20 protein-coding genes and 1 pseudogene are annotated in these 25,513 nt (G+C 68.4%); 6 read left to right on the top strand and 15 right to left on the bottom strand.

Annotated elements, in window-relative coordinates; translation table 11 throughout:
- Positions 1–6: 6 nt before the first annotated feature.
- Entirely contained in the window at positions 7–1,173 is a 1,167-nt protein-coding gene (locus ACRQ4C_RS06675) for an McrC family protein (RefSeq protein ID WP_439690571.1), read from the top strand.
- On the opposite strand, the gene ACRQ4C_RS06680 is transcribed toward ACRQ4C_RS06675, so the two are convergent.
- From ACRQ4C_RS06680 to ACRQ4C_RS06690, 3 genes are read right to left on the bottom strand one after another with little or no spacing between them, the layout of a single operon-like run.
- On the bottom strand, positions 1,163–5,938 hold the full coding sequence (locus tag ACRQ4C_RS06680; protein WP_439690572.1) for a DEAD/DEAH box helicase: 4,776 nt from the start codon (positions 5,936–5,938) through the stop codon (positions 1,163–1,165). The two genes, ACRQ4C_RS06675 and ACRQ4C_RS06680, sit on opposite strands and share 11 nt — an antisense overlap.
- A gap of 55 nt (positions 5,939–5,993) precedes the next feature.
- Complete coding sequence (locus tag ACRQ4C_RS06685; RefSeq protein WP_439690573.1) at positions 5,994–7,028, bottom strand: 5'-nucleotidase; 1,035 nt, start codon at positions 7,026–7,028, stop codon at positions 5,994–5,996.
- A 48-nt stretch (positions 7,029–7,076) separates the two neighbouring features.
- Positions 7,077–9,164, bottom strand: a complete 2,088-nt coding sequence (locus ACRQ4C_RS06690; protein WP_439690574.1) for a 3'-5' exonuclease — start codon at positions 9,162–9,164, stop codon at positions 7,077–7,079.
- Between the two features lie 174 nt (positions 9,165–9,338).
- Between ACRQ4C_RS06690 and ACRQ4C_RS06695 the strand changes: the two genes are divergently transcribed.
- Positions 9,339–10,277 (top strand): hypothetical protein, encoded by a 939-nt coding sequence (locus ACRQ4C_RS06695; RefSeq protein WP_439690575.1) that lies wholly within the window; start codon positions 9,339–9,341, stop codon positions 10,275–10,277.
- Here ACRQ4C_RS06695 and vsr read toward each other — a convergent pair.
- The 3 genes from vsr to ACRQ4C_RS06710 all read right to left on the bottom strand — a co-directional run bounded on the left by vsr (position 10,267) and on the right by ACRQ4C_RS06710 (position 13,061).
- Positions 10,267–11,127, bottom strand: coding sequence for a DNA mismatch endonuclease Vsr (gene vsr / locus ACRQ4C_RS06700; protein WP_439690576.1), 861 nt, complete (start codon positions 11,125–11,127; stop codon positions 10,267–10,269). The genes ACRQ4C_RS06695 and vsr overlap by 11 nt on opposite strands.
- An 85-nt stretch (positions 11,128–11,212) precedes the next feature.
- Positions 11,213–11,902 carry a PASTA domain-containing protein gene (locus tag ACRQ4C_RS06705; protein WP_439690577.1) on the bottom strand — a complete coding sequence of 230 codons (690 nt, stop codon included), beginning with the start codon at positions 11,900–11,902 and terminating at the stop codon, positions 11,213–11,215.
- Positions 11,903–12,365: 463 nt separating this feature from the next.
- Positions 12,366–13,061 carry an NUDIX hydrolase gene (locus ACRQ4C_RS06710; RefSeq protein WP_439690578.1) on the bottom strand — a complete coding sequence of 232 codons (696 nt, stop codon included), beginning with the start codon at positions 13,059–13,061 and terminating at the stop codon, positions 12,366–12,368.
- A gap of 101 nt (positions 13,062–13,162) precedes the next feature.
- Between ACRQ4C_RS06710 and ACRQ4C_RS06715 the strand changes: the two genes are divergently transcribed.
- Positions 13,163–14,116, top strand: a complete 954-nt coding sequence (locus ACRQ4C_RS06715) for an ADP-ribosylglycohydrolase family protein (RefSeq protein WP_439690579.1) — start codon at positions 13,163–13,165, stop codon at positions 14,114–14,116.
- A gap of 129 nt (positions 14,117–14,245) precedes the next feature.
- Here the strand turns inward: ACRQ4C_RS06715 and ACRQ4C_RS06720 are convergent, their stop codons facing one another.
- The 9 genes from ACRQ4C_RS06720 to ACRQ4C_RS06760 form a co-directional block, all read right to left on the bottom strand.
- Positions 14,246–14,611, bottom strand: a complete 366-nt coding sequence (locus ACRQ4C_RS06720) for a hypothetical protein (protein ID WP_439690580.1) — start codon at positions 14,609–14,611, stop codon at positions 14,246–14,248.
- 5 nt (positions 14,612–14,616) lie between these two features.
- Positions 14,617–15,183, bottom strand: a complete 567-nt coding sequence (locus ACRQ4C_RS06725; protein ID WP_439690581.1) for a hypothetical protein — start codon at positions 15,181–15,183, stop codon at positions 14,617–14,619.
- A 10-nt stretch (positions 15,184–15,193) separates the two neighbouring features.
- Positions 15,194–15,796 carry a TMEM175 family protein gene (locus tag ACRQ4C_RS06730; RefSeq protein WP_439690582.1) on the bottom strand — a complete coding sequence of 201 codons (603 nt, stop codon included), beginning with the start codon at positions 15,794–15,796 and terminating at the stop codon, positions 15,194–15,196.
- Positions 15,797–15,841: 45 nt separating this feature from the next.
- The gene (locus tag ACRQ4C_RS06735) at positions 15,842–16,867 is read right to left on the bottom strand and encodes a MupG family TIM beta-alpha barrel fold protein (RefSeq protein ID WP_439690583.1); all 1,026 of its coding nucleotides are present in this window, start codon (positions 16,865–16,867) and stop codon (positions 15,842–15,844) included.
- Positions 16,867–18,369, bottom strand: coding sequence for a PTS transporter subunit EIIC (locus tag ACRQ4C_RS06740; protein ID WP_439690584.1), 1,503 nt, complete (start codon positions 18,367–18,369; stop codon positions 16,867–16,869). The genes ACRQ4C_RS06735 and ACRQ4C_RS06740 overlap by 1 nt, the downstream gene beginning before the upstream one ends.
- Positions 18,370–18,404: 35 nt before the next feature.
- Entirely contained in the window at positions 18,405–19,310 is a 906-nt protein-coding gene (murQ, locus tag ACRQ4C_RS06745; RefSeq protein WP_439690585.1) for an N-acetylmuramic acid 6-phosphate etherase, read from the bottom strand.
- Positions 19,311–19,316: 6 nt separating this feature from the next.
- Positions 19,317–20,213 (bottom strand): MurR/RpiR family transcriptional regulator, encoded by an 897-nt coding sequence (locus ACRQ4C_RS06750; RefSeq protein WP_439690586.1) that lies wholly within the window; start codon positions 20,211–20,213, stop codon positions 19,317–19,319.
- A gap of 112 nt (positions 20,214–20,325) precedes the next feature.
- On the bottom strand, positions 20,326–20,796 hold the full coding sequence (locus ACRQ4C_RS06755; RefSeq protein ID WP_439690587.1) for a DUF4395 domain-containing protein: 471 nt from the start codon (positions 20,794–20,796) through the stop codon (positions 20,326–20,328).
- On the bottom strand, positions 20,793–21,230 hold the full coding sequence (locus tag ACRQ4C_RS06760; protein WP_439690588.1) for a TlpA family protein disulfide reductase: 438 nt from the start codon (positions 21,228–21,230) through the stop codon (positions 20,793–20,795). The genes ACRQ4C_RS06755 and ACRQ4C_RS06760 overlap by 4 nt, the downstream gene beginning before the upstream one ends.
- Before the next feature lie 74 nt (positions 21,231–21,304).
- On the opposite strand from ACRQ4C_RS06760, the pseudogene ACRQ4C_RS06765 reads away from it, so the two are divergent.
- The 3 genes and pseudogenes from ACRQ4C_RS06765 to ACRQ4C_RS06775 form a co-directional block, all read left to right on the top strand.
- Positions 21,305–21,703: pseudogene (locus ACRQ4C_RS06765) on the top strand (arsenate reductase ArsC); the annotation flags it as partial.
- Between the two features lie 24 nt (positions 21,704–21,727).
- Positions 21,728–21,961, top strand: coding sequence for a DUF1653 domain-containing protein (locus ACRQ4C_RS06770; RefSeq protein ID WP_439690881.1), 234 nt, complete (start codon positions 21,728–21,730; stop codon positions 21,959–21,961).
- 35 nt (positions 21,962–21,996) lie between these two features.
- Positions 21,997–25,497: a TM0106 family RecB-like putative nuclease gene (locus ACRQ4C_RS06775; RefSeq protein ID WP_439690589.1), complete on the top strand. Its 3,501-nt coding sequence runs from the start codon at positions 21,997–21,999 to the stop codon at positions 25,495–25,497.
- Positions 25,498–25,513: the final 16 nt, after the last annotated feature.

Below are 25,513 nucleotides of genomic sequence, written 5' to 3' on the forward strand. Positions count from 1 at the left end.
CACCGGATGCCGCGCGAGGTCGCGGCCGGCCTCGTCGCCGCGCGGATCGCGGAAGTCTCGCCGACGTTCGTGGCGGACGAGTACCGCGTCAGCGGCGTACGGAAGGTTGGCGTAGTCCGGATCGCCGGTCACGACGTGTGGATCCGGCCGAAGACGCCGGTGCGGCGGCTGTTCGCGATGCTCGGCTACGCGCGAGCGGGCAGTGCGATCTGGGAAGACGAGGACTTCGGCTTCGCGGCCGACGACGACCTCGTGCCGGCACTGGCGCACGCGTTCGAGCGGCAGGCCTCGCGGGCGCTCGCCGGAGGTGCGCTGCGCGGGTACGTGACGCGCGACGATGCGCTGCCGCTGGTGCGCGGTCGGTGGCGGATCGGGGACCAGCTCACGCGGCGAGGCGGGCAGCCGCTACCGGTTGAGGTGTCGTTCGACGACTACGTGGAGGACCAGCTCGTGCTGACCGCTGCGACGCAGTTGTTGCGACTGCCGGGAGTGCCTGCCGATGTCGTCGGACGGTTGCGGCGGGTGGTTCGGGTGCTCGACGGGGTGACGGTGGTCCCGGTCGGGGCGCCGGTGCCCGTGGTCCGCTCCGATCGGCGGAACGCTCGGTACGCGACGGTGCTGCCGCTAGCGTCACTCGTGCTGTCCGGTGCGTCGATCGAGCAGCGTGCCGGGTCACTCGTGGGCGCCGGGTTCCTCGTCGACATGTGGTCGGTGTTCGAGGACTTCGTTACCGCTGCGCTCCGGGAGGCGTTCCGGCCGTACGGGGGAGAGCTCGTGGCGCAGTACGCGTCGAAGCTCGACGTTGACGGGACGGTCAAGATCGCTCCCGACCTCGTGTGGCTCGTCGACGGGCAGGTGCGGGCGTGCATCGACGTGAAGTACAAGGTCGAGAAGCACGGGCAGTACCCGAATGCTGACCTGTACCAGATGGCGGCGTACTGCCGGAGGTTCGGGTTGGGGGAGGGGTGGTTGATGTACACCGGCGAACGCCGCGACGACTTGCCTACGGTCTTGCTGAGCGGGCCTACCGTCTTTCGCCTTGGAGTCGAGCTCAATAGAGCCGGCGACGCGATCCGACTCGACCTCTCCCGGTTCAGTGCGCACATAGCCGAGAGAGGGTGCCCCGGCCGGCCTCAATGGTTGCCGGCCGGAACACCCAGCCTCACGAAGTAGAACCCGTTCGGTAGTGTAGAGCGGGAAGTGTCGACACGATGCGGACTGTTTCGACACTGACCGTCACGACCCGTTGGATCAGCTCAACGATGTATGCCGAATTTCCGTGTTCGGCGCCCCAGTCGTTCGGGTCGTTGACGATGCCAGATGCTTTGTCGGTCTTGACCTGGTATCGCTCGACGACCCAATCGAGCGCCGAACGGGACCCAAGTTTGTAATGGTGCGCCTCCATCGGAATGCCACTTATAGTCAGACCAGGAGCCACGGTAATCTGAGTCCGGTCAAGGTTGCCGGGCTTCCCGCCGTACTTCATTTTCGTTATCCGCAGATCCGCCGGCACCGGCGCGCTGAACTCGAGCGGGTGGAGTTCCGCATTCTCGTAGCCGAGGTGCAGGTCGGAGAGCGTTCGTCCTGCTTGAGCGAAGGCCCAGAAGTCTCCTGGATCGGTCAGCTCCGGGATCCTGGGCAACATTTTTTTCAGGTCCGCGTCGAACTCGCGTCGGTAGTCCTCGGAGTGAAGGAGTCCGTAGACGGCGACGAAGACGTCGTCAGCGGTGACATCCGCGCCGTACAGCTCCCGGTATCTGGCAAGCGCCGTGTCGTTGATGTTGTCTCGACGATGGGGGTCATCGAATATCGCGAACGCTCCGTCCTGTCGCTCGCCGTCGAACACATATCGCGGGAAAAACTGCCCGCTGCCTGAACCCCAGAGTGCGAGGTCTGGGATCCCATCGACGGCAAGCGCTGACGCCGCGTGGCCCGACCCAGGCGCTGTGAGGTAAAAACCGTGATTGTTGCCACCGGCAGGAAACAGCTTTGGAAGCTGATATTGACGTTCGTTGAGACTGGCATCGAACACGCAATGTTGTTTCTGGAATGGCCGATAAATGCCAACCCGGATGGAGTTTGCATCAAATTGCACCGATCTGCCGCGCTCGGCTGCTGTCCGAAGAACGCCGCCCCAAGCGATTTGTCGCGGATCGGCTGCGAGTGGAGCAGCTGACTGCAGCTTTCGCGCCTGAACCTGCTGCTCGTAAAATTCCACCATCCGAGACATGTTGCGAGCAAGTTTGTCACGCGATGAGTTGTAAGCCCATGCGTCGCGATTCGTCTTCAGTCCGGGAGAGTAAGTTGCGAAGATCGCTGCGCTCGGTGCATTGCGATCTCCGATCGCAGTGAATGCTTCGAACGCGTCATTGCGCTGGTTGATCCAATCGCCGTGCTCGTTCGGGATGATCTGCTCCCACGGCACGCCATCAGAATCGACATACTGCTCGAGCAGATCAAGCTTTTCGTCGCGGGTTAGGTAGTCGCCGATGTCGCGGTAGTGGATCGTACCGGATGACGGCCGATCTGGGTCCTTCACAAGTAGCGATATGACGATCGTTGCCCGACTGCCGGGTCCGAATGTCTGGCCACCTTCCTTGAGTGCCTGTTCGCCAGACGTGCGGGTGTTGCCCCGGAGGTTGAGGATGTACAGCTCGCTGAAATCATCCTGCAGCGTCAGCCGGAGGCCAGCCGCGGTGTTGCCGTCGAGGAAGCCACCGTTGGTGACATAGGCGACGATTCCGCGGTCTTTGATTCGGTCGGAAGCCCAGCGGATTGCACGGATGTAGGAGTCGTACAGGCTGTTCTTGTTCTGCCCAGTCGATCGCGCTGCATACGTGTTGGCGATGCGCTTGTCGAGGTACGGGTACTTGAGGTTCTGATTGTTGTCGTTGGCCGAATCCTGCCCGGATGAGTACGGCGGATTGCCAACGATGACGCTGATGTCAAGGTCGTTCTGCTGCCTGACACGCTCGTTGTTGTCACCGAACACGCCTTGGTCGTCGAACGTGTCGTCGTCCTCCGCGGACTGGAACGTGTCGGTGAGGACGACGCCGGGGAATGGGACGTACTCACCGCCCTGGAGACCGTTGTACGTCGCTTCGATGTTGACGGCGGCGACGTAGTAGGCGAGCAGGACGATCTCGTTCGCGTGGAGCTCGTGCCGGTACTTGTGCGCCAGGTCCGCGGCACTGATCAGCCCGGACTGGAGAAGCCGGACGATAAACGTGCCAGTGCCGGTGAACGGGTCGAGGACGTGCACACCTCGATCGGACAGGCCGGCACCGAAGTGATCTCGGCTGAGCCGGTCGGCACTGCGGAGGATGAAGTCGACGATCTCGTTCGGCGTGTACACGATGCCGAGGCGTTCTGAGGTGTTCCGGAAGGCTCCGCTGAAGAACTTCTCGTAGAGACGCTTGATGATCGTCTGACGGCCCGCGGCGTCGGTGATCCCTGCGACAGTCCGTTGAACGCCCGCGTAGAAGCCAGCGAGGTCGCTGGTCTCGGTCGTCAGGTTCTGCTCCTCGAGCGCGTCGACCATCCGTTGCATGACCTGCGACACAGGGTTGTGGTCACTGAACGCGTGGCCGGCGAAGAGCGCGTCGAACACGGGCTGCGTGATGAGGTGCTGGGAGAGCATCTCGATCGCCTGCGGTTCGGTGACTCCGGGATTGAGGTTGTCCTGCAGGCCCTTCACGAAGCGCGTGAACTCGGTGCGGAGCTCCGCGTTGGATCCGTCAACGAGTCCCGTGATGCGGGCGATCTGTCGAGCGGCGATCTCTGCGACGTCCTTGGCCCAGTTCTCCCAGTAGTCGCGTTCGCCGACCTTGTCGACGATGCGCGCGTAGATAGCGTTCTGCCAGTCGGCGCCGAGCGCGCTCATGTCGAGCGGGACCTGAGACGTTTCGGGAGTCGCGGAGTCCGGAGCGGATTCGGGTAGGTCAGCATCGGAGAAGTTGGTTGCGATGACCGGACCGGTGTCAGTGCGACCGTTGAGGTCGATCTGCTCGATCTTCGCCTCGAAGCGCTCGTCGTGCGCGCGCAGCGCGCGCAGGACGTCCCAAACGACCTTGAACTTGGTGTTGTCATTGAGGGCCTGCTCGGGCGACTGCCCAGCGGGCACCGCAATCGGCAGGACGATGTACCCGTAGTCCTTCCCTGGCGCCTTTCGCATAACACGGCCGACCGACTGCACGACATCGACCTGGCTGTCCCGAGAGTTCAGGAAGATGACGGCGTCGAGGGCGGGAACGTCGACGCCCTCGGACAGGCAGCGGGCGTTGGTGAGGATCCGGCACACGTTCTGATCGCTCGTGTCGGCTTTCAGCCAATCAAGGTGCTCGTTGCGCTCGAGGATGTTCATCCCACCGTCGACGTGCCGGGCTTCGAGCCGGTACGTCTGGGCATCACCATCGTCCGAGACATCGACCCGACGACCGGCGATGCTGTCGGGACGTACTCCATCGACTCCGTCATAGCCGTCGAGGAAGCCTCGCACAGTCTTCGAGTCCTTGATCGATCGGGAGAACGCAACGGCTCGACGCAGCGGCTGATGCGCGTTCGGCGTCGTGGTGTCGATGCCGTGTACGCCGCGCTTGGCGAGTCCGTTGTAGATGCCGACGATCCGGGCGGCGTCCGGGATGTTCAGCTCGCCGTCGGCCGCGAAGGTCTCCTGGAACGCGCTTCCGATGGAGTCTTCGTCGATGGTGAGGACGAGTACCCGGTAGTCGGAGAGGAGGTCTCGCTCAACGGCTTCGCCGAACCCGAGGCGGTGGAAGACGGGGCCGAACACCTTCTCGTTGTCCATCGAATAGATGACCGCGGAGTTCTCGTCAGCCTGGCTCTTCGCGGATTCAGCGTAGATCTTCGGCGTTGCCGTCATGTAGACGCGAGCGGCAGTCTTGATCGCATCGTCGGAGTGCACACGCAGGAACGCGGATTCGTCCACACCTTGACGCGAGAAGCCGGCTGTCCGGTGCGCTTCGTCGCAGATCACGAGGTCGAAGTCCGCCAAACCCTCAGCCTGCGCTTTGGCGACGACATCGATCGACTGGTACGTCGAGAAGAAGACGGTCAAGCCGTCGGGCTCGTCGGCCTTCGCAACTTCCTTGAGGAGCTGTTGTGTGTTCGTGGTGGCTGGGTAGGCGAGATCAGCAACCGTGAAGTCTTCGCTGACGCGCCCGACCTTGCTGTCCGAGCACACGGCGAAGGCCCGGAGCGGCAAGGCACGCTCCCGTGACCACTCGCGCAGTGTCTGGGACAACAACGCGATCGACGGGACGAGAAAGAGTACCTTGCCACCGCGGCCAGCGACTGCTTCCGCGATACGAAGGCTGGTGAACGTCTTGCCGGTTCCGCACGCCATGATCAGCTTGCCGCGGTCAGCGGTTTCCAGGCCGGCCTGCACCGCGTTCAGTGCCTCTACCTGGTGTGGGCGAAGCGACTTCTGAACCGGTGCAGCAAGCGAGTCGGGGTGGTCGAAGGAGTACTCAGACCAATCGATGCCGCTGTGTTCGAACTCTTCGATCGGGATCTGCGCCGTCGGTAGCTGCTGGTCGACGAGCGCCTCGAGAGCGTTCTTCCCGAGGGGAGCGGTGGCGACGATCAGGCGCGATGAGAAGGCTGCTTTCCCCGACGCAGTGAAGAACGAGTCCAGATCACTCTTCTGGATGGTGTTCTCGGGGTCGTGGAACTTGCACTGGATCGCGCACAAGCCGCCACCATGGCGCTCACGTGCAACCAGATCGATGCCGGTGTCGGTCTTCCCGTTCCGTTCGGGCCAGTCCTGCCAGAGCCACACCTCGTCGAAGCGGGCCGTCCACTTCGGATCGGTTGTCAGGTACGCGCGGGTCAAGCGTTCGAAGAGGCGGCCCTTGGTGCGCTTGTCCGGAGCGATGGTCGTGTAGACGTCGAGCAGATCGTGGATGGACATCGCCATGATGCGGTTCCCCTTGAGGTGCGGGCTCGAAGGCCGGGTTGGAGCGAGATCGAGACTAGCTGGCAGAGTCGTCGGGCTGGTCCTGCGGCTCGCTGGCCGGCGGCTGTTGCGTGTCGGCCGCCGCGTCGGAGGACACCCCGTCCGCTGCGTTGACGACCCCGAACGGGACGTGGACACTCGGGACATCGTTCGCTGCGCCGCGTAGGTGGTCCATCTGATCATCGAAGAAGATGTGTGGGCGAAGGACCTGCAAGATGCGTGCCTTTTCGACACCACCCAGGAAGAACGCATCGTTCACTCGGAGCCCCCAACCCTGGAGAGTTCGGACGACTCGTTCGTGCGCTGGGGCATTCCGTGCGGTCACGATCGCGACGTGCACGCGACGGTTGTAGGTCGGGTCGGTCCGGACCAGCTCCTCCTCGATGTCCTGGATGCGATTGATCCCGCGCAGGAACTGTGCCATCAATCCTTCCGGCATCGCTTCCTCGACGTGGGAAGCCTCGTTCTCATGGAACGTCGGAAGGTCGGAAGACTGCATGATGCGCTCGGATGAGTCATCCGTGAGGACGCCATCAAAGTCGAACGCGATGCGCAGATCACGACCGGCTGCATCCTCAGCCGGCGTGCCGACAACGCGACCAGCAGGCAGGCCATGGTGAATTGCGGCTCGTACGTCGTCGTCGTTCGCGGAGAGGAACAAAGACATGTTGAGCGCTGCCATGTATTCGTGCGACGACCGGCCCTGCATGAAGATCGCCCTCGAGATCGCGAGGCCGTGCGCTTGGAGGGACCGCATGACCCGGAGTCCCGTCTCCGGGTCGTTGCGAGAAAGGATGATCACTTCGACCAGCTGCACACCGTCCGGGCCGAGGTCGTTGAGGGACAGCAGGCGGCGGATGAACGGGAACGCGACACCCGGGAGGAGCGTGTCGTCGATGTGCTCCTCCTGGTGCTTCCGGTACTCGTCCTCCCCGTACTCGCGGAAGATCTTGTCCGAATCGGACAGGTCGAACAGCGCGCTCGAGGCGACACCGACGACAAGCATGTCGTCAAGAGGGAAAGGCATTTCAGTTCCTTGTTTGGTGCTCATCAAGAGCGGTTGGACATGTGTAGTCAAGAAAGGGGTCAGCGGCGGTAGTCAGCGAGCATGCGTCCCGACCCACAGGCCGTCCCTCGCCCTCGTCATGCCCACGTACAACTCCCGCCGATCGAGCTCCCGCCGCTCTCGGTCGGCCTCGCTCATCGACGCATGCGCATCGGCGAGCAATCGCCGCCGGACATGCGCGAGCAGCACCTGCTTGAACTCGAGTCCCTTCGCCCGCTTGACGGTGCCGACCTTCACCGCGTCGACCGGCTTCCCGCCGTAGTCCTTGAGTGACACGCAGGGCACGCCAGCTGCGCGGAGCACGGTCATGACGTCGTGCGCCTGCTGGTTCGTCGCAGTCAGGATCCCGACGTCGCCGTGTGAGATCCCGACCAAGCGCACCACTTCGGTCAGACGAGCGAGCATGGCGGCGTTGTGATCGGCGCGCCCGGCAGCGCGGTGAACGATGGGCGGCGGCCCATTCCGCGTGAGGGCTGACACAACATCGCCAGCGCCGTCCACACCCTCGATGTCTGTGAACGAGTCCGCTGCGACCATCTGCTTCGCGAAGTCGAGGATCTCCGCGGTGTTCCGGTGGTTCACGTCGAGCACGACGCCGCGCCCCGCGAGGCTGATCCCGACCTCTCCGAGCGTGTACCCACCCGGGTAGATCGTCTGCTGTCCGTCACCGATCAGCGTCAGCCCGTCCGGTCGGTCCCCGACGAGCGAGTGCAGCAACGACACCATCACGCACGACAGGTCCTGAGCCTCGTCGACGATGACCGCGTGGTACTCCGCGAGGGGCCGCTCGCGGAGTGCATCGCGGGCGAGCAGGACGACGTCCTCCCAATCGGTGACGCCGCGCTCGCGCAATCCGCGGTCGTAGGCAGCGTGCAGGTCCCAGACCGCCTGCCGGACCTCGACGGGCAGCCCGTGCTTGCGCCCGACACGGGCCAGATCCGCGTACTGCTCGAAGCGGGTCAGGCCCCGTCCCTTGATGACGTGCTTTATTTCGTCTTCCCAGTAGCGGCGTGTGAAGCGCGATGCCCGCAGCGGACTGGAGGCCCCGATCGCGTTCCATACGTCGTCGAACGCGAGCCGTGCCTCCCGTTCGTCGACACGGAACCGGATGCCCCGCTGCTTCAGCAGACGCGTCGCGAACTGGTGGACGCCGACGAAGTCGACGCGATCAACTAGGTCGGGCGCGTGACGCTCGAAGAGCGACGCGAGCACCTTCGGGAGCGTGCTGATGTAGGTGGCGAACAACACGCGACCGGTACTCGCGCGGGCAAGGTAGGCGGCGCGGTGGATGCCGACCACGGTCTTGCCGGTGCCGGCCGCCCCGCGGATGCGTGCCGGGCCGTTGAAGTTGCGGCGGACGAGCTTGGCCTGCGACGGGTCGAGGAAGGCCATCCACTCCTCGATGGGGGCCTCTAGGACGCCGTCGAGGAGCTGCTCAGCGAGCTCAGCGTCGTCGATGAGCGCAGGCTGGGTCAGATCCTGGCGGGGGAGGACCGGCTCCGGAACGGTCAGCTGCTGCTCGGGGGACGGGCCGCCGTTGATGACGGGGAAGTGCGCCATCACAGCGGCGAGCACCTGGTCGACCCGGACGGCGGACAATCGCGCGTTCCGCTTCGTGATGTGACCGACGAGGTCGTGGACCCCGATGACGTCGACCGAGGCGACGTGCGCGTGCATCCGCCGCTGGCCGGCGAGGGCGACGACCGCGTGGACCTCGCCGGGCGGGAGACCGATCTCGGCGAGGGCCGCCTCCGCTCCGTACACGAGGTCCGCGAGACGAGCGATGTCGTCGGTGACGTCCTCCTGCCCGCGGTGGATGCGGTCGCCGTGGACCGAGACTTCGCGCCAGGCCTTCGTGTCGACGATGAAGACGCCGGCGCTGCCGACGACGATCATGTCGACCTGGGCGTGCTTGCTCCCGGGCCACCGCCGGTCGGCGAGGAGGTGGTAGCCGATGCCGGCGAGCGGTGCGAGGACCCGTGCGGTCTCGGCTTCGGTGCGCTCGGCGATCTCGTAGCGTCCCGCACGCTGCTCGGCCTCGTCCGCCTGCCGCCGGTGTTCGTCGGCTCGGACGCGGAGTCGTCGGGCTTCAGCCCCGGCCGAGGTACCGGCGATGGTCACGATGGTGCTCCCCTGAGGAGTGTCCTGATCACACCGGCGCCCTCCCCGAACGTTCCGGTACCGAATCATCCTCTCTCCTGAGCAACCGTCAAGGGAGCACCCGTTCTGGGGCTGGTCTGCGTTCGCCTTGCTCCGGAAGCCTCGCTTAGCGTTTCCATAACGAGGGGAATGGAAATGGTCTGGGACATCCCGATCGGAACGAGCATCGGTCGTCGTGAGCTGCACAACCGCCTCGGTGGCGGGAGCTGGCAGGACGGCATCACACGGGTCGTGGCGACGAACGAGATGCTCGTCTTCACCAACGACGGCGGCGGGAAGCACGGCTACGGCGTGCACGAGGGGCTCCGCAGCGATGGCGTCTTCCGCTATAGCGGTCAGGGGCAGGACGGTGACCAGACGCTGACCTCGAACAACAAGGCCCTGGCCGACTCCGAGGAGATCGGTCGTCCCATCCGTGTGTTCCGAGGCCAGGGCACCGTGACCTACGTCGGTAGCTTTGCGCTCGCTGATCCGCCGTTCACGTGGGAGCGGTTCCCGGGGACCGGGTCATCCCCGGAACGGGAAGGACTGGTCTTCAACCTCGTCGCGGTCGACGCGGACACGTCGCTCTTGCCCGTGCTCGTCGCCGAGGAGGGCGGTTCTTCGTCTCGGGAGTTGGTGACCGCTGCGCCTCCGGTCACGACTGCGTGGCAGCCCCTCGACTTCAGCGAGTACCAGGTGCGCCGCGTCGACGAAGGCGAGTCGGTGCGAGCCGTCTCCCGTCGCGAGTTCGAGCTGCAGACGCGATTCGGTGAATGGCTCCGTGCTCGGGGTGAGGACGTGCAGGTGCTGCGTCTCACCGAGGACGGGGTGACGATCGTGCCGGACCTGTACGTGCCGACGCTGTCCCAGGTCGTCGAGGCGAAGAAGTCGACCGCGAGGATCTACGTCAGGACGGCGATCGGGCAGGCGCTCGACTACGCGGCGGTCGCACGACGTCGTGGCCTGACGGTGACTCCGGCGATCCTCCTGCCGGCGGAACCGGGCGCGTCGATGATGGAGCTGGCTACTTCCGTCGGGATCACCGTGTGGTGGCAGTCGACGGAGGACGGCTTCACGAGCGTCAGCCCGTAGGCCGTTCCGCCTGGAGGAGGCGGACTGTCGGCAGGTCTGGTTCTGCCCAGCGGACGTCTGCGAGCTCCGTAGGCGACAGCCATCGCAGTTCGTCATGGTCCGAGCTGGCAACCGGCTGGTCCGACAACCACTGGATGCGGTAGCTCGCGAGGTCGATGCCGGTTCCCCCGACGGTCGTCGTGGAGCGATCGATCCGCTCGCCGACGACGACATCGATGGCGAGCTCCTCGTGGAGTTCACGTGCAAGGGCTGCTTCTGGCAGCTCATCCCGCTCCACCTTCCCGCCGGGGAACTCCCACTGGCCCGCCGCGGACCGGCCTGGGGCCCGTCGGCAGGCGAGGACCCTTCCGTCCATACGCGTGAGGACTCCTGCCACGACTTCGATCACAGGATCCATCCTGCCGTGGTGCGCGCGGCGTCCGGCGGAACGGGCGATGGAGTCCCATCGGTCGATTTCCCGCTCGACTCTCGTCGCGGCAGCCGCCGGGTCACCGTGCTCCCAGAACCGGAGGACCCGCCATCCTTCGGACACGAGGATCGCCTCGTTCTGCGCATCCCGCCGACGGTTCGCCAACAGCTTCCGGCGCCAGAGCTCGGCGTTGGCCTTCGGCAGGTGCGCGTGCGCCTCGCAGTAGTGCCAGAAGCACCCGTCGACGAACACCGCGACCCGGGCGCGCGGGAAGACCAGATCGGGCCGCACTCGGCATCGCCCGCTCACCCGGCGGTCCACGAAGAAGCGTCGCCCGCGGCTGTGGAGCTCACGTCGCAGAGCAAGTTCGGGCGCCGTGTCCCGTCGGCCGAACCGCGCCATGTGCCGCCGTCGAGCGTCGTCAGCTTCCCAAAACTCCATGTCCCGATGGTCGTCGAGACCTGTCGCGTTCGAGGAGCAGAAGTGACGATCTGGGGACGAACTGCGTGACCGACGTCTCGGGCTGCTAGTTCGTCCTCACGAAGATCGTCGCGTCAGCGAACGAGAGCACGCCGCCGTCGAAGTCGTTCGGTACTTCGAAAGCGAGGCGGCCACTCGATGACTGCCCCTTCCCGAGCGTGACGCTCGGGATGTCCTCGACTCCGGACAGGTACGTCTCCTCGTAGACCTTGCCCTGTTTGTCGGTCAGGTTGACGTCCCACGTCTCGATACCCGTGTGGACGCCGGGTTGCAGGGCCTCGACATGCACGACGACCGTCACGTACTTCATCCCTGCGTCCGGAGCGTCCCAGGAGTCGGTCGAGGTCTGGTTGCCGTTGTAGCCGTCGAACCAGATGCGGTAGTCGGGATCGTCGTCCCCGGCGCGGCCCCACGAGTCCATGCCGAACTTCGTGCCGGCCTTCGCAGGATGCGTCACGGAGCTTCCGGCAGGACTCGCCGCTTCGAGTGTCACGGTGCTCCCAGGCTCGACTGAGGAGCCCGCCGTAGGGCTCTGGCCGGAGACCTCGTCGTCACTGCCAGCGCCCGGAGACGCCACTTCCAGCCCGGCCTTCTCGAGGAGGGCACGTGCGTCTGCCACGCTCTCACCCGTCACGTCCGGAACGGAGATCGCTCCGGTCTCCGACTCCGCACCAGGATCGACAGCGACCTGCTCGGACGCGTCGATCGGATCGTCGCTGCTCGCGAGGTTGACCATCCCGAGCGCGATCGCGATGACGAGGCCGCCAGAGCCCATGATCGTGCCCGCGATCCCTCGTCCGGTGCGCTTCCGGAGGGAGATCAGTCCGAAGATGAGAGCAAGGATCCCCAACAGGACCGCGAGGGCCGGAGCGGAGGCGAAGGCGAAGAGGAGCGCGAGGATACCGAGCACCAACGAGGCGGTGGCGAAACTGTTGCCCCGTCGCGCAGGGGGAGGTGGCGGACCCTGCATGAAGGGCGGCTGTCCTCCCGGGGGGAACGGCGGACGCCCGTTCGGAGGAAATGGCGGTCCAGACTGGTACGGGCCCTGTGGCCGATACTGAGGCGGTCCGTTGGTCGGGTACGGCTGTTGCCCGTTCGGCGGTGTGGGTGGTTGACCGTTCGGTGGGTACATCCCGGACATGACGACTCCGTCTTCGAGCAGGTGAGCAGTTGGAGTCAGGCTACGGATGGACGTCCTCTCAGGAAAGGGGTTCATCGCCCCCAAGTCGGGGTGAACCACCACGTGTGCGGTATCGCGCAGCTGGCTTGCCGGGCCCGGACGCGAGGCGCTCGCCCGTCGCCACCAGCCCCGGCAGCATCGCCCTCCGGAACGAGTCCGGCTGCAACGCCCGTCCCGCCACGGCCTCGTGCACCCGCCGCAGCTCGGTCATCGTGAACGGTTCCGCCACGAGCCCGCGCGGGTCCGGCGCCGCAGCGTAGAGCGCCCGCAACGAGGCCACCGCGAACGCCACGATCTCGTCGTGCCCGTGCACCATCCCGGTCGCGTCGTCGATCGGCACGAGCCGCGCGCGCGAAGCGTCCATATCGGATGACAACAGCGACGAGGCCGGCACCACATCGAGGTGCGCCACCGACAACACCCACCCCCGACTGTCCCGCGCGGGATCGTCGAACACGTGCAACTGCGACGGCGCCAGCCCGGTCACATTTGCCTTGTCGGACAGGGATCGCAGCACAGCAACGGCCAACCGTTCGCCCTCGTGCACGAACGTTCCCGGCAACCGCCAGTCCCCGTCCACGGCATCGCGCACCTGGAGGACCGACAGCGGTTCCCCCCCACGCGCGGTCAGGACCGCTGTGTCCACAGCCACCGACGGCCGCGGGTAGTCGACCAGGCGCTTGCCGGAAGGATCGCGGTACGCAGACGAAGTCACGTCGTCGAGTTTACGCACACTTGCGCAAACCGCGACGACGTGGAACAGTGAAGCTCAGTTAGCGCAGAACCGCGCAAACTCATCCAGGAAGGCAGGCGGCCATGAACCCCACCACCCGCGACCGCGCAATCGGCGCCGTGCTCGGCTCCGCCGCCGGCGACGCCCTCGGCGCCGGCTACGAGTTCCGTCCCGCCGTCCCCGAACCCACCCCGATCCGGATGGCCGGCGGCGGCTCCTTCGGCTGGGCACCGGGGGAGTGGACCGACGACACGAGCATGGCCGTACCGATCCTCCGCACCCTCGCCCGCGGCGGCGACCCCGCCAGCGAGCCGGCCCTCGACGGCCTGGTGGCCGCCTGGGCCGACTGGGCACGCACCGCGCCCGACGTCGGCATCCAGACGCGCAACGTCTTGACCGGACTGGAGGAACGCACCGCCGAGTGCGCGCGGGTTGCGGCCCGGCAGGAACACAAGTACAAGGGGCGGTCGGCGGGGAACGGCTCGCTCATGCGGACTGCGGCGCTGGTGCTCGGGTACCTCACGGGCGCGGTCGACGAGGAGCTCCGGCTGGCCGAGGCCGCTCGAGCGATCAGTGACCTCACGCACTACGAGTCCGACGCGGGGGACGCGTGCGTGCTCTGGTGCGTGGCGATCCGGAAGGCGGTCCTCACGGGCGAGCTCGACGTCATGGCGGGCCTCGACCTGCTCGACCTCGACAAGCGGCGCACCTGGGTCGACCGGATCGTGACGGCGGAGCACTCGAAGCCGGTCGACTTCACGGACTCGAACGGCTGGGTCGTGTCGGCCTTCCAAGCTGCCTACGCCGCGGTGCGGAAGAGCACGAGTCTCGAGGATGCCCTCGTCCGAGCGGTCCGCACCGGGAACGACACCGACACCGTGGCGGCGATCGCGGGTGCCCTCGCGGGCGCGTTGTACGGGGTGAGCGCGCTCTCGACGGAATGGCGGGAGCTCCTGCACGGCTGGCCGGCCCTCCGCGCGGACGACCTCGTCGCGCTGAGCGAGCAGGCGTTGTCCGCCCGCGCAGCGGCGGCCTGACCATGTACGGGTCGGCGGTCGAGGGCACGGCCGGGGTCGGAGGGTTCGATGGGGGGACTCTCCGGCACCGGACGGGCGTGGCGCAGGTGATCCGCGCCTCCCGGCCGACCGCTTGCTGGCCATGAGGACTCAGAGCGCGGCGCGCGCCCGCTCAACCGCCTCGATGAAGCGGGGGATGCCCCACATCAGGAACGTCGGCGCCATGCCGCTCCGCATGATGACCCGGACCTTCCTGCGGAGGCCGCTCGAGACGTCGTCGAGCCGGACGATCTCCTCGACGGGTATGCCGAAGCGGGTTCCCGGTGCGTAGTTGATCGGGTGCGCGGCGAACCAGAGGACTTCGGGCGTGAGTGTGAGCCGCCCTCCGATCTCGAACCGGCGAACTGCCCCGTGGACGTAGCCGGGGACGATCTCGGCGGCGCCGGAGTCCTCCTCGTCGGGGAGGTACGTCGCGAGCTTGCCGAGCAGGACCGTGGAGGCGTCGGTGAACGGCACGGGAGCTACTCGCGTCCGACGGCGGCGAGGTACCGGCGGGTCCCTCGGAGCTGCCGGCCGAACCCGATCGTGATGCCGATCGTGATCAGGACGAGAAGGGTCACGAGACCCCGCGCGATCCCGCCGCTCCAGACGTCATCACGCAGGAGATTCGGAAGCTGCGGACCTCCTATGCCGGCGTAGAGCAGCAGGAACTGGGCCCGGGCGGTCGGCAGCGACACCGCCGCGCCCCGCGCGAAGTCGAACGCCCGGTGCGCCGACTCGGAGCCCGGCTCGCCGAGGAGCCGGCCGGAGAACACTGCGCGGCGCACGACCTTCCGCTGCGGTTTGTCGAGCTCGCGGACGGGCCATTGCATTGATGGCCCGAGTTTGGAGGTCGCGGGAAACAGCGAGACGGCGCCGCCCAGTCCACCGATGCTCATACCGAACCCGAGGATGATCAGGCATCGGTTCAGGGCGTCCTCGCCGTCGGAGAAGAGCGCCCCGAACACTGCCCCGACGACGAACCCCGCGATCGCGATCCAGGTCGTCCGCCGCCATGCCCGCCGAGCGATGCCCTCGTAGTCCCCCATGCGCTTCAGCCTACGAGGAGCGCCGGTGCAATAGCCCACCGATCGGTCCCTGCAACAGGAGCAGCAGCACCCAGAACAGCCCGACGTCCGGGAAGAGCACGGCCAGCACGAGAGCAGCCGCCAGGAGCCCTGCGGCGATGAACCCCTTGTCGCTGGTCGCGAGCGGCGTCGACAGCAGCTCGGGCGATCGGCGCAGCGCGAACTCGATCGCCGTGAGCGAGAGGCTTGTGACAAGCATCGTGCCGAGGTACACCGCGTACGCGACCCGGTCGGTGTCGCCGGCGTCGAGCAGGTTCGCGGCGAACGGCAGGAACACGATGCTGATGAGCCACACGAAGTTCAGCCGCAGCACGAGTGGGGTGTACGACTGCACGTGCTCGAACACCTGGTGGTGGAGCCGCCAGAACCGCGAGATCACCCAGAACGTGACGACGAACTCGACGATGGAGCCCCAGTGCTCCCGGAGGAGTTCGCCGGCGCCGGACGCTCCGTGAACCTCACCCGCGAGGTCCACCAGCGGCAGGATCAGCAGGGTGATCGCGATGGCGACGGTCGCGTCGGAGAAGTTGACGAGTCGGTCGAGGCCGCGTTCGATCCGTGCCGGTGCGCTCATGCGACGAGTCTAGGGACGTCCGTGGATGCAGTTCCGCGATCCGGCTCAGTCGAGGACCACGCTGATCCGGTGCCCTCGGGGTCGACCGAGGGGGAGGGGCACCGTTCCGAGGACGGCGACGCGGTCGTCGGCCGGCAGGTCCCGCAGGACGATGGCGACCTCGCCGCAGTACCGGCCGGCGGCGGGCAGCTGCACGGTGACGGCGCCCGCGGGTCGTGGCTGGCCGCCGACGTCGGGGAGGGGCAAGGCAGCGAACCGCTCGCGCGAGTGCTCCAACCGGATAATCGCCGCCGCAGCATCGGGTCGTTCACGGTCCGGGACGGCCAGGGCGCCGATGACCGAACGGTGCACGCCCGTAGCGGCTCGACCGTCGAGGACGACGACGTCATCGCGGACCAGCGCTCCGAGCCGATCCCATGCGTGCTCCGTCAGCGCGGGGTCCCCGACGTACACGTCGTCGACACCCGCCTCGAGGAGGGCACAGGCTTGGAACAGCGGCGGGGTCTCCCGGTGCTCCTCGACGGTCGGCAAGCCCTCACCGAGTGGCCCGCGGCGGGTCGCGTCGCCGGCCACGAACGCTCCGACTCGCCAACCGAAGCGCCGCGCCACGTCGACCGACTCGACCACGGAGGAGTGCGACAGCCCGGTCCACTGTCTGGGGTAGAAGTTGTGGACGAGTTCGACGTCGAGGTCGGCGAAGGGTTCGAGGTCGGCGGCGCGGAGCGTGCTCGCGTTGAGGGCGATCGGCAGCACGTCCGCGATTGCTCGGATCGAGGACTCGGAGAACCCGAAGTCGATGCGGGCGCGGGCGACGCCGATCCTCCGGAGGAACGTCCATGGGTCGTCACCGAGGAGTCGAGCGGTGTTCGGGGAGACGTCGGCGAGGACGGCCAGCCCGGCCTCCCGTGCGGCCGAGACGATCGCGGTCGATGTCGCCCGGGCTGCCGAAGGGGAGTCCTCCGGGATGTGCAACGACGTGAACGCGAGTGTCGCACCTGCCCCAGCCGCAGCCTCGAACGTGGCGGCTGCCAGAGGAGCGTGCGCCAGGTACGCACTCGCGCCCAGGCGCATCAGCGGGCCGCGCTCGCGGCGGTTCCGACGCGTGCGTCGTCCACGTCGATCGGTGCGTCGGGCGCCACGGGGTCACCCGCCGGAGCGGACGACTGGGCCTCGAGGTCGGCCCGCACCGACGCGGAGACGCCGAACAGCACCGTGGCGACGAACCCGACGACGTAGGCGACGATCAACCCCGAGCCGTACCCGAGCAGCGCCCACCCGAACCCGGACGATCCGTTCAGCAGCGGCAGGAGGGAGAGGTCCGAGGCTCCGATCGCGATGGCTCCGACGGTGTGCCCGAGCTGGTCGAAGAGTCCGACCACGCCGCCGCCGAACGCGCCGCCGATGCACGCGGTGATGAACGGCCGGCCCAAGGGGAGCGTGACGCCGTAGATGAGGGGCTCGCCCACACCGAGGAACCCGGCGGGCAGCGCGCCGCGGATGGTCCTCGACAGCGCCTCGTTGCGGCGGAACCGCAGCCAGAGTGCGATCGCCGCACCGATCTGCCCGGCGCCGCCCATCGCGAGGACGGGGAGCAGGACGGTCCACCCGGTCTGGTCGATCAGGGTCGTGTGGATCGGGGTGAGCGCCTGGTGCATGCCCGTCATGACCAGCGGCAGGAAGAACCCGCCGAGGACGAACCCGGCGAAGGCCCCGCCGTTGGCGAGGAGCCAGGTCGCGGCCACGCCGATCGCCGAGGCGACGACACCCGCGACGGTCATGAGCACACCGAGGGTCACCGCGCCGGCGACGAGGACCGTGACGGTCGGCACGACGATGAGGGCGATCACATCCGGCGTCACGCGGCGCATGCCCCGCTCGACGTACGCGGCGAGGATGCCGCCAGCCATGGCACCGAGGACGCCGCCCTGCCCGGGCGCGAGCTGCTCGCCGAAGACGCTCACGTTCGCGACACCGGCCGCAACGACGATGCCGCCGACGGCGCCGCCGAGGATCGGGGTGCCGCCGAACTCCTTCGCGGCGTTCATCGCGACGAACACCGCGAGCAACGACAGGAAGCCGGACGAGAGCACCGCGAGGAACGGCGTGAGACCGGGCAGCCAGCCGAGGTTCGTGAGGATGCCGTTGATGCCCGCGATGAGCCCGCACGCGATGAGCGCCGGGATCAGGGGGATGAAGATCGCTGAGATCTTCCGGACGGCCCGCATCGTGCGGCCGTCCGTCCTCGACCGGGCCGCACTCTTCATCGCGGCACCGCGCGCGGCGAGCTCCTCCGGCGTGACCGACGGCGCGGGATCGGACGGCTGCGCGCGCAGCGTCGAGAGGTCGTTCGCCACCCGGTCGACCAGCCCAGGACCGAGGACGATCTGCAGGTTCGACCCGGCGGCGATCGCGGCCATGACGCCGTCGGTCGCCTTGAGGTCGTCGAGCGCCACGTCCTCCGTGGAGACCACCTCGACGCGCAGACGGGTCATGCAGTTCTCGACGTCGGCGATGTTCGCGGACCCACCGACGGAGTCGAGGATCTGCTGTGCGAGTTGCTGTGCATCGGCCATTGATGTGCTCCTCGGGGAAGGGATCGGGTGGTTGGTCAGATGACGGCTCGAAGCGAGCCACCGGCATCGGACAGCCGCGTGCGGGCGTCCTCGGCGGACGAGCCGGTGAGGATGATCGCGACAGCGGTCTTGACCTCTCCGTCGGACTCCGAGAGCGCGGTCGAGACGTCGGCGTCAGCCGCGCCGGTGATGTCCTGCACGAGGGAGAACGCGCGCGCGACGAGCTTGTCGTTCGTCGCGCGGACGTCCACCATGCGGTTGCCGAAGGTCTTGTTGCTGCGCACCATCGCGAGCGTCGTGAGCATGTTGAGGACGAGCTTCTGTGCGGTGCCGGCCTTGAGCCGGGTCGACCCGGCGATGAACTCGGGGCCGACCACCACGTCGATGGCGACGTCGGCCTCCCGCCCCGCGGCCGAGTCGGCGTTGCACGCCACCGCGACGGTCGTGGCGGAGCGGCGCCGTGCCTCCCGGACGGCGGCGACGACGTAGGGCGTCCTGCCGGACGCGCTGATCCCGACGACCACGTCCTCCGGTGCGAGGCCGAGGTCGTCGAGGTCGCGCACGGCGGCGTCCTCGTCGTCCTCGGCACCCTCGACCGCGGTGGTGAGCGCGACCGGTCCGCCGGCGATCACGCCGACGACCTGGCTCGGGTCGGTACCGAAGGTGGGTGGGCACTCACTGGCGTCGAGCACGCCGAGTCGGCCCGGCGTGCCGGCTCCGACGTAGACGAGACGGCCGCCCCGCGCGAACGCATCGGCGATCAGGTCGGCGGCTCGGGCGATGGCCGGGAGGCACGGCTCGACCGCCAGGGGCACGCTGCGGTCGAGCGCGTTCATGCGTCGGGCGGCGTCGAGCGTCGAGATCGTGTCGATGTCTGAGAGGGAGGCGTCCGCCGCTTCGGTGGTGAGGGTCCGGAGTTCGTCTCGGAGATCGGTCGTCATGGTGCTTCAGCTCCGGTGGTGGGTGCGGACGGCGGTGCGGCTGCGGGCGAGCAGCGGCTGGGAGGTCTCGTCGGTGCGCTGGGCGACGACGATGAAGAGGGCGTCGACGATGGCGAGCTGGCTCATCCGGCTGCCCATCGCTGCGGGTCGGAGGTCGCTCTCGGCGCCGGACACGCCGAGCAGGACGTGGTCGGCGTACCGGGTCAGCGGCGAGGACGCCCGCCCGGTGAGGGCGATCACGATGGCGCCCTGGGCCGATGCCTCGGCGGCGACCTCGAGCGCCTCGGTCGTCGTGCCGGAGTGGCTGGTGATGACGAGGACGTCGCTCCGGCCGAGCACGCTCGCGAGCGTCAGCGCGTTGTGCGGGTCGTCCGCGATCGAGCTGGTGATGCCGATGCGTTCGAGTTTGAGGTGCAGGTCGCGGGCGACGACCCCGCTGGCGCCGACGCCGTAGAGGACGACGCGTCGGGCCTCGCTGACCGCGACCGCCGCGAGCTCGAGGGCGGTCGGGTCGAGCGCCGCGCGGGTGTCGCTCATCACCGTGCGGACGTCCTCCGTGACCTTCGCGATCACGGTCGCGACGTCGTCGTCGACCGCGACGCCGGCGTGGATCTCGGTCTCACGCCGCTCGTGGTCGCTCCGCTCGAGCGCGCGGGTCATGCTGCGTTGGAGTTCGGCGTAGCTGTCGTATCCGAGGTGGCGGGCGAACCGGGACACGCTCGCCGCGCTGACACCGGCACGGAGTGCGAGGTCGGCGGCGTTGCCGGCTGCGGTGGCGCGGGGGTCGCCGAGCACGGTCTCGGCGATCGTCCGCATCCCCGCGGGCATCGCCGCTGCTTGGCTCCGGACGAGCGCGAACGCGTCGGCGCGATCGGAGCGTGGGGAAGCGGTCGAGCTCGGCATGCGGCAATGAAAGCACATTGCGTGATGCACCGTAAAGAGTGAAAGGCAGTTTCTCCTGAAGCGAGGTGTGCCTGGCGGAGGTGAGCTGTGCCTCCCGGCCGCTCGTCCGCCGTCAGGCGGTGGTGCGTCGCGGACGGAGGACGCCCGCGCGGACCAGCCACACGTAGAGGATGCAGCCGATGCAGACGTCGAAGACCGCGTTGAGGAACGCGGCGACGAGGGCGACGGCGGCGCCGACGGGTGCGGCGTACGGAACACCGACCAGGGCGAGGAGGAGCGCGACGGCGGTCACGAACAGGCCGACCTGCTGGGCGAAGGTCGGGGGCTCCGGGGCCTCGAGTTCGGCGGGCGGGGCGAGGCGCGGGCGGACGAAGCGGCGGAAGAGCGCGCCGTAGGGGTGGCGTCGAATGCCGCCGAAGCCTCCGACGGCGAAGAACACGACGATGACGGCGAGCAGGACGATGCCGACGGTGTAGGTCGCCGGGATCAGCGTGAGGACGATCGTCGCCGCGAGGAGGACGGTCGTGATCGCGGCGCCGAAGCGCGGGGAGCGTGGGTCGATGCCGGGCGTGGTGTCGCTCATGCGGGTGCCTCCTGGAGGACGGTCGCGAGGGCTGCGGAGAGTTCCGCGGGACGGGGTGGGCCGCCGAAGCGGGTGCGGACGGTGCGGTCGGCGTCGACGAGCAGGACCGTCGGGGTTTGGAGGACGTTGTAGCGGGTCGCGACCTCGGTTCGCTCGGCGACGTCGATCTCGAGGCGTTCGACCCCGTCGTGCCGGGCGGCGAGGGCGTCGAGCTGGCGGCGGGTGCCGGGGCAGCGGGCGCACGTTGGGGTGGAGAACTGGACGAGGGTGGCGCGGGTGCCGAACGCCTCGGCGGGGGCGATGCCGTGGGCGGTGGTGCTGGTCGACTTGTTGGTGATGCGCGCGCGGCCGCTCCTGCTCCGGAGGACGAGGCCGAGCACGGTGGCGACGGCGAGTACACCCACGAGGACGGCGACGGCCGAGACGACGGTCATGGCAGGACGGTACGTCTGCTCGTCCTCGTCCGGAACGGTCGTGACGCCGCGTGACGTGGTGCAGGCTGGTCCCCATGATCGACGTCCCCACAGTCCTGTTCGTCTGCGTCCACAACGCCGGGCGGTCCCAGATGGCAGCCGGGTACGCGCGGGCGCTCGGCGGGGACCGGGTGCGGGTGCTCTCCGGAGGGAGCGAACCGGGCTCGCAGATCAACCCCGTGGCTGTCGCGGCGATGGCGGAGGAAGGGATCGACATCACCGGGGCGGTGCCGCAGCTGCTGTCGACCTCAGACGTGCAGGCCTCGGACGCGGTCATCACGATGGGGTGCGGCGACGCGTGTCCGGTGTTCCCCGGGAAGCGGTACGAGGACTGGGAGCTGACCGACCCGGCAGGCAAGGACATCGAGGAGGTGCGGGCTATCCGCGACGACATCAAGCGGCGGGTGTCGGCGTTGCTCGAGTCGCTGCTGCCGGAGTCAGCGTCGGCGTCGGCGTCCGTGACGCCTGGGCGCTACCGGCACTTCAAGGGTGGGGAGTACGAGGTGGTCCTCGTGGCGAAGGACGTCGAGACCGAGCAACCCGTGGTCGTGTACCAGGCGCTGTACGGGGAGCGGGGGCACTGGGTGCGGTCGCTCGCGGACTTCACGGCATGGGTGTCGCGGGACGGGTACGAGGGGGCGCGGTTCGTGCGGATGAACGGCGAAGACGAGTGTGTCGGGGGCCGCCCCTAGGCTCGCAGAGCACCACGAGAGACCGGGGGACCCGCATGCAGATCACCACCGACGGCAGCGTCCTGCTCAGCCCGAGCGACCTGTCGACGTGGGCGGCCTGCGAGTGGGCGTTCCTCCGACGCCTCGACGCCAAGCTCGGCCGCGGAGAGCCCCTGCCCGAGGTCCACGACGACATGCTCGAACGGACCGCCCGGCTCGGTGATCAGCACGAGCTCGACTACCTCGACATCCTCAAGAAGACGCAAGAGGTCGTCGAGTTCGACCGGCCCGAGCCCGCCGGGTACGCCGCAGCAGCACAGGCAGCGCTCGAGACGATGCGCACCGGCGCCGACGTGCTGTACCAGCCGACGTTCCACCGACCGCCGGCACCAGGTGCGCCGGGCTTCATCGGCTTCGCCGACTTCATCATCCGCAACGCAGACGGCGAGTACGAGGTCTACGACACCAAACTCGCCCGCCACGCCAAGATCAGTGCGCTCCTGCAGCTCGCCGCCTACGCCGAGCAGATGCAGGCGCACGGCATCCCGACCGGGCGGCAGGTCCACCTCGTCCTCGGCGACCGCAGCACCACCACCCACGACCTCGCCGACATCGCGCCCGTGTACCGGACCCAGCGCGCCGAACTCCAGCGGGTGATCGCCGAGCGGATGGCAGCCGACGAGGAGCTGGCCTGGGGCGACCCGCGCTACAGCAGCTGCGGCCGCTGCCCGATCTGCTCGACCCAGGTCGCCGACCACCGCGACCTCGTGCTCGTCGCGGGCATGCGCCTCGACCAGCGGACGAAGCTCATCCGTGCCGGGGTGCGGACGATTGACGACCTGGCGGACCGCACCGCGGCCGTGCCGGCGATGTCGCGATCGACGCAGGACCGGCTGGTGCGTCAGGCGTGCCTCCAGATCGAGTCCGAAGCCTCCGTCGGCCGCGCGCCCGTCTTCGAGGTGGCGGACCCGCGCGCACTCGACGCGATCCCGGCTCCGGACCCGGGAGACGTGTTCTTCGACTTCGAGGGCGACCCGCTGTACACCGAGGACGGCGTGCACTGGGGGATCGACTACCTCTTCGGCCTCGTCGACCCCGAGGCCCGCTTCACGGCGTTCTGGGCGCACACGCTCCGCGACGAGCGACAGGCGCTGGCCGACTTCCTCGAGTTCGTCCGGGTCCGCCGCGAGCAGTACCCGGACATGCACATCTACCACTACGCGGCGTACGAGCGGACGCACCTGCTGTCCCTCGCCGCCCGGCACGGGGTGGGGGAGGACGCGGTCGACGACCTCCTGCGTGCGGGCGTCCTCGTCGACCTGTACCCGATCGTGCGCAAGGCCCTCGTGGTCGGCAGCCACAGCTACTCCATCAAGAAGCTCGAGCCGCTCTACATGGGATCCGATCTGCGACAGAGCGACGTCACGAACGCCGCCGACAGCATCACCGCCTACGTCGACGCGATCGAGGAGCTCCGCAACGGGGACGCCGCGGCCGGGCAGCACATGCTCGACGAGGTCGCCGACTACAACGCCTACGACTGCCGCTCGACGCTGCGGCTCCGCGACTGGTTGCTGTCGTTGCGCGCGCAGGCGCCGGCTCCGAGCGTCGACGAACCGGCCGAGTTGCTGCCGCCGATCCCCGTCGATCGTGAACCGAACCCGGTCTACACGGCGCTCGCCGCCTCCGTCGAGGGTGTCGACGCCCTCGACCGGACGCCCGACCAGCAGGCGCTGGCGCTCGCCGCAGCCGCGATCGACTACCACCGCCGCGAGGCCAAGACCTTCTGGCAGGACCACTTCGACCGCCTCCGCAACCCCGTGGACGACTGGGCGGACACGCGCGACGTGCTCGTGGTCGAGCGGGCGTCGGTCGATCGCGACTGGGGCACGCAGCCGCGCGCCCGGTCACAGTCACGGGAGATCCGGTTGTCGGGGACGCTCGCGCCCGGCTCGCGGATCCGGCCTGGAGGCACGCCACACCTCGTCTACGATGACCCACTCCCGCCGTCGGTCGCCGCTCCGGCGCCGGGGTCGAAGGGCGCGTCGGCTCGCGCGGTCGTGCTGGAGGCGTTCGACAACGGTGACGCCTTCGAGGTGGTCGTGAAGGAGAGCCTGCCGGTCGGCGGAGGGGAGCCCCACCACGACTTCCCGGTCGCACTCGCTCCCGCAGCGCCGCCGAGGGCCAAGCCGCAGCCCGAGGCGATCGCCGAGTGGGGCCAGGAGGTCCTCGACGCCCTGCCGTCGATGCTGCCCGATCCCGCGTTCGACCTGCTCCGCCGGGTGCCGCCGCGCGGACCCATCGCGCCCATGCAGGGCGACGACACGGTGTCGGCGGTGGTGACGACGCTGCTCGGCCTCGACCGTTCCTCCCTGGCGATCCAGGGGCCTCCCGGCACGGGCAAGACCTACGTCGGGTCGAACGTCGTCGCCCGACTCGTCCGCGAGTACGGCTGGCGCGTCGGGGTCGTCGGGCAGTCGCACGCGACCTCGGAGAACTTCCTCGCCGCGGTCGTTGCTGCCGGGGTGCCCGCCGACCGGGTCGTGAAGGTGCCGCGCTCGGGTGCGGACGCCGAGGACGTCGACGCCGCGGCGTGGACGCCGGTGAAGAACAACGCCGCGGTCGCCGCGTTCCTGTCGTCCTGCGCCGAGACCGGCACCGGGGGCGTCGTCGGCGGGACCGCGTGGACGTTCGCGAACGAGGGCACGATCCCACGGCGCTCCCTCGACCTGCTCGTGGTCGACGAAGCGGGGCAGTTCTCGCTCGCGCCGACGATCGCGTCCTCGATCGCCGCGACCCGACTGCTCCTGCTCGGCGATCCGCAGCAGTTGCCCCAGGTGTCGCAGGGGTCGCACCCGGAGCCGGTCGACGTCTCGGCGCTCGGCTGGTTGACCGACGGCGAACACGTGCTGCCGCCGGAGTTCGGCTACTTCCTGGCGCGGACCCGGCGGATGGAGCCGGCGCTCACGGCCTCGGTGTCGTCGCTCTCCTACGACGGGCAGCTGTCATCGATGGCGTCCGGACGGCACCTCGACGGCATCGACGCGGGCGTGCACCCGGTGCCGGTCCTGCACGCGGGCAACACCACGTCGTCCGCTGAGGAAGCCGCGCGCGTGGTCGCCCTCGCCCGCGACGTGATCGGCCGGTCGTGGACGGACGACGCCGGTGCGCGGGCACTGACGGACGAGGACGTCATCGTCGTCGCGCCGTACAACGCACAGGGCACGCTCATCCGCCAGGAGCTCGACCGCGCCGGACTCTCCGGCACCCAGGTCGGCACGGTCGACATGTTCCAGGGGCGCGAGGCGGTCGTGTCGATCGTGTCCCTCGCGGCGTCCAGCGCTGCCGACATCCCGCGTGGGCTCGACTTCCTGCTCATGCCGAACCGGTTGAACGTGGCGCTGTCGCGGGCGAAGTGGGCGGCGTACCTCGTGTACTCGCCGGCGCTCACCACGGGGCTGCCGCCGTCGATCGCCGGACTGTCACTGCTGTCGCGGTTCATCGAGCTCGTCGAGCCCGTGGCTGGTTCAGCGAAGGTGGACGGCCAGCGCCGCTGACAGTGCTCGGCCGGTC

It is taken from the genome of Curtobacterium sp. SP.BCp (assembly GCF_051903255.1).
GTDB lineage: Bacteria > Actinomycetota > Actinomycetes > Actinomycetales > Microbacteriaceae > Curtobacterium.

What these genes read in the sequence shown, in the direction of transcription:
- ACRQ4C_RS06675 (WP_439690571.1), top strand. Translation starts at nt 7, where the DNA reads ATGCCGCGCGAGGTCGCGGCCGGCCTCGTCGCCGCGCGGATCGCGGAA.
- ACRQ4C_RS06680 (WP_439690572.1), bottom strand. Translation starts at nt 5,938, where the DNA reads ATGGCGATGTCCATCCACGATCTGCTCGACGTCTACACGACCATCGCT.
- ACRQ4C_RS06685 (WP_439690573.1), bottom strand. Translation starts at nt 7,028, where the DNA reads ATGAGCACCAAACAAGGAACTGAAATGCCTTTCCCTCTTGACGACATG.
- ACRQ4C_RS06695 (WP_439690575.1), top strand. Translation starts at nt 9,339, where the DNA reads ATGGTCTGGGACATCCCGATCGGAACGAGCATCGGTCGTCGTGAGCTG.
- vsr (WP_439690576.1), bottom strand. Translation starts at nt 11,127, where the DNA reads ATGGAGTTTTGGGAAGCTGACGACGCTCGACGGCGGCACATGGCGCGG.
- ACRQ4C_RS06705 (WP_439690577.1), bottom strand. Translation starts at nt 11,902, where the DNA reads ATGGTCAACCTCGCGAGCAGCGACGATCCGATCGACGCGTCCGAGCAG.
- ACRQ4C_RS06715 (WP_439690579.1), top strand. Translation starts at nt 13,163, where the DNA reads ATGAACCCCACCACCCGCGACCGCGCAATCGGCGCCGTGCTCGGCTCC.
- ACRQ4C_RS06725 (WP_439690581.1), bottom strand. Translation starts at nt 15,183, where the DNA reads ATGGGGGACTACGAGGGCATCGCTCGGCGGGCATGGCGGCGGACGACC.
- ACRQ4C_RS06730 (WP_439690582.1), bottom strand. Translation starts at nt 15,796, where the DNA reads ATGAGCGCACCGGCACGGATCGAACGCGGCCTCGACCGACTCGTCAAC.
- ACRQ4C_RS06735 (WP_439690583.1), bottom strand. Translation starts at nt 16,867, where the DNA reads ATGCGCCTGGGCGCGAGTGCGTACCTGGCGCACGCTCCTCTGGCAGCC.
- ACRQ4C_RS06740 (WP_439690584.1), bottom strand. Translation starts at nt 18,369, where the DNA reads ATGGCCGATGCACAGCAACTCGCACAGCAGATCCTCGACTCCGTCGGT.
- murQ (WP_439690585.1), bottom strand. Translation starts at nt 19,310, where the DNA reads ATGACGACCGATCTCCGAGACGAACTCCGGACCCTCACCACCGAAGCG.
- ACRQ4C_RS06750 (WP_439690586.1), bottom strand. Translation starts at nt 20,213, where the DNA reads ATGCCGAGCTCGACCGCTTCCCCACGCTCCGATCGCGCCGACGCGTTC.
- ACRQ4C_RS06755 (WP_439690587.1), bottom strand. Translation starts at nt 20,796, where the DNA reads ATGAGCGACACCACGCCCGGCATCGACCCACGCTCCCCGCGCTTCGGC.
- ACRQ4C_RS06760 (WP_439690588.1), bottom strand. Translation starts at nt 21,230, where the DNA reads ATGACCGTCGTCTCGGCCGTCGCCGTCCTCGTGGGTGTACTCGCCGTC.
- ACRQ4C_RS06775 (WP_439690589.1), top strand. Translation starts at nt 21,997, where the DNA reads ATGCAGATCACCACCGACGGCAGCGTCCTGCTCAGCCCGAGCGACCTG.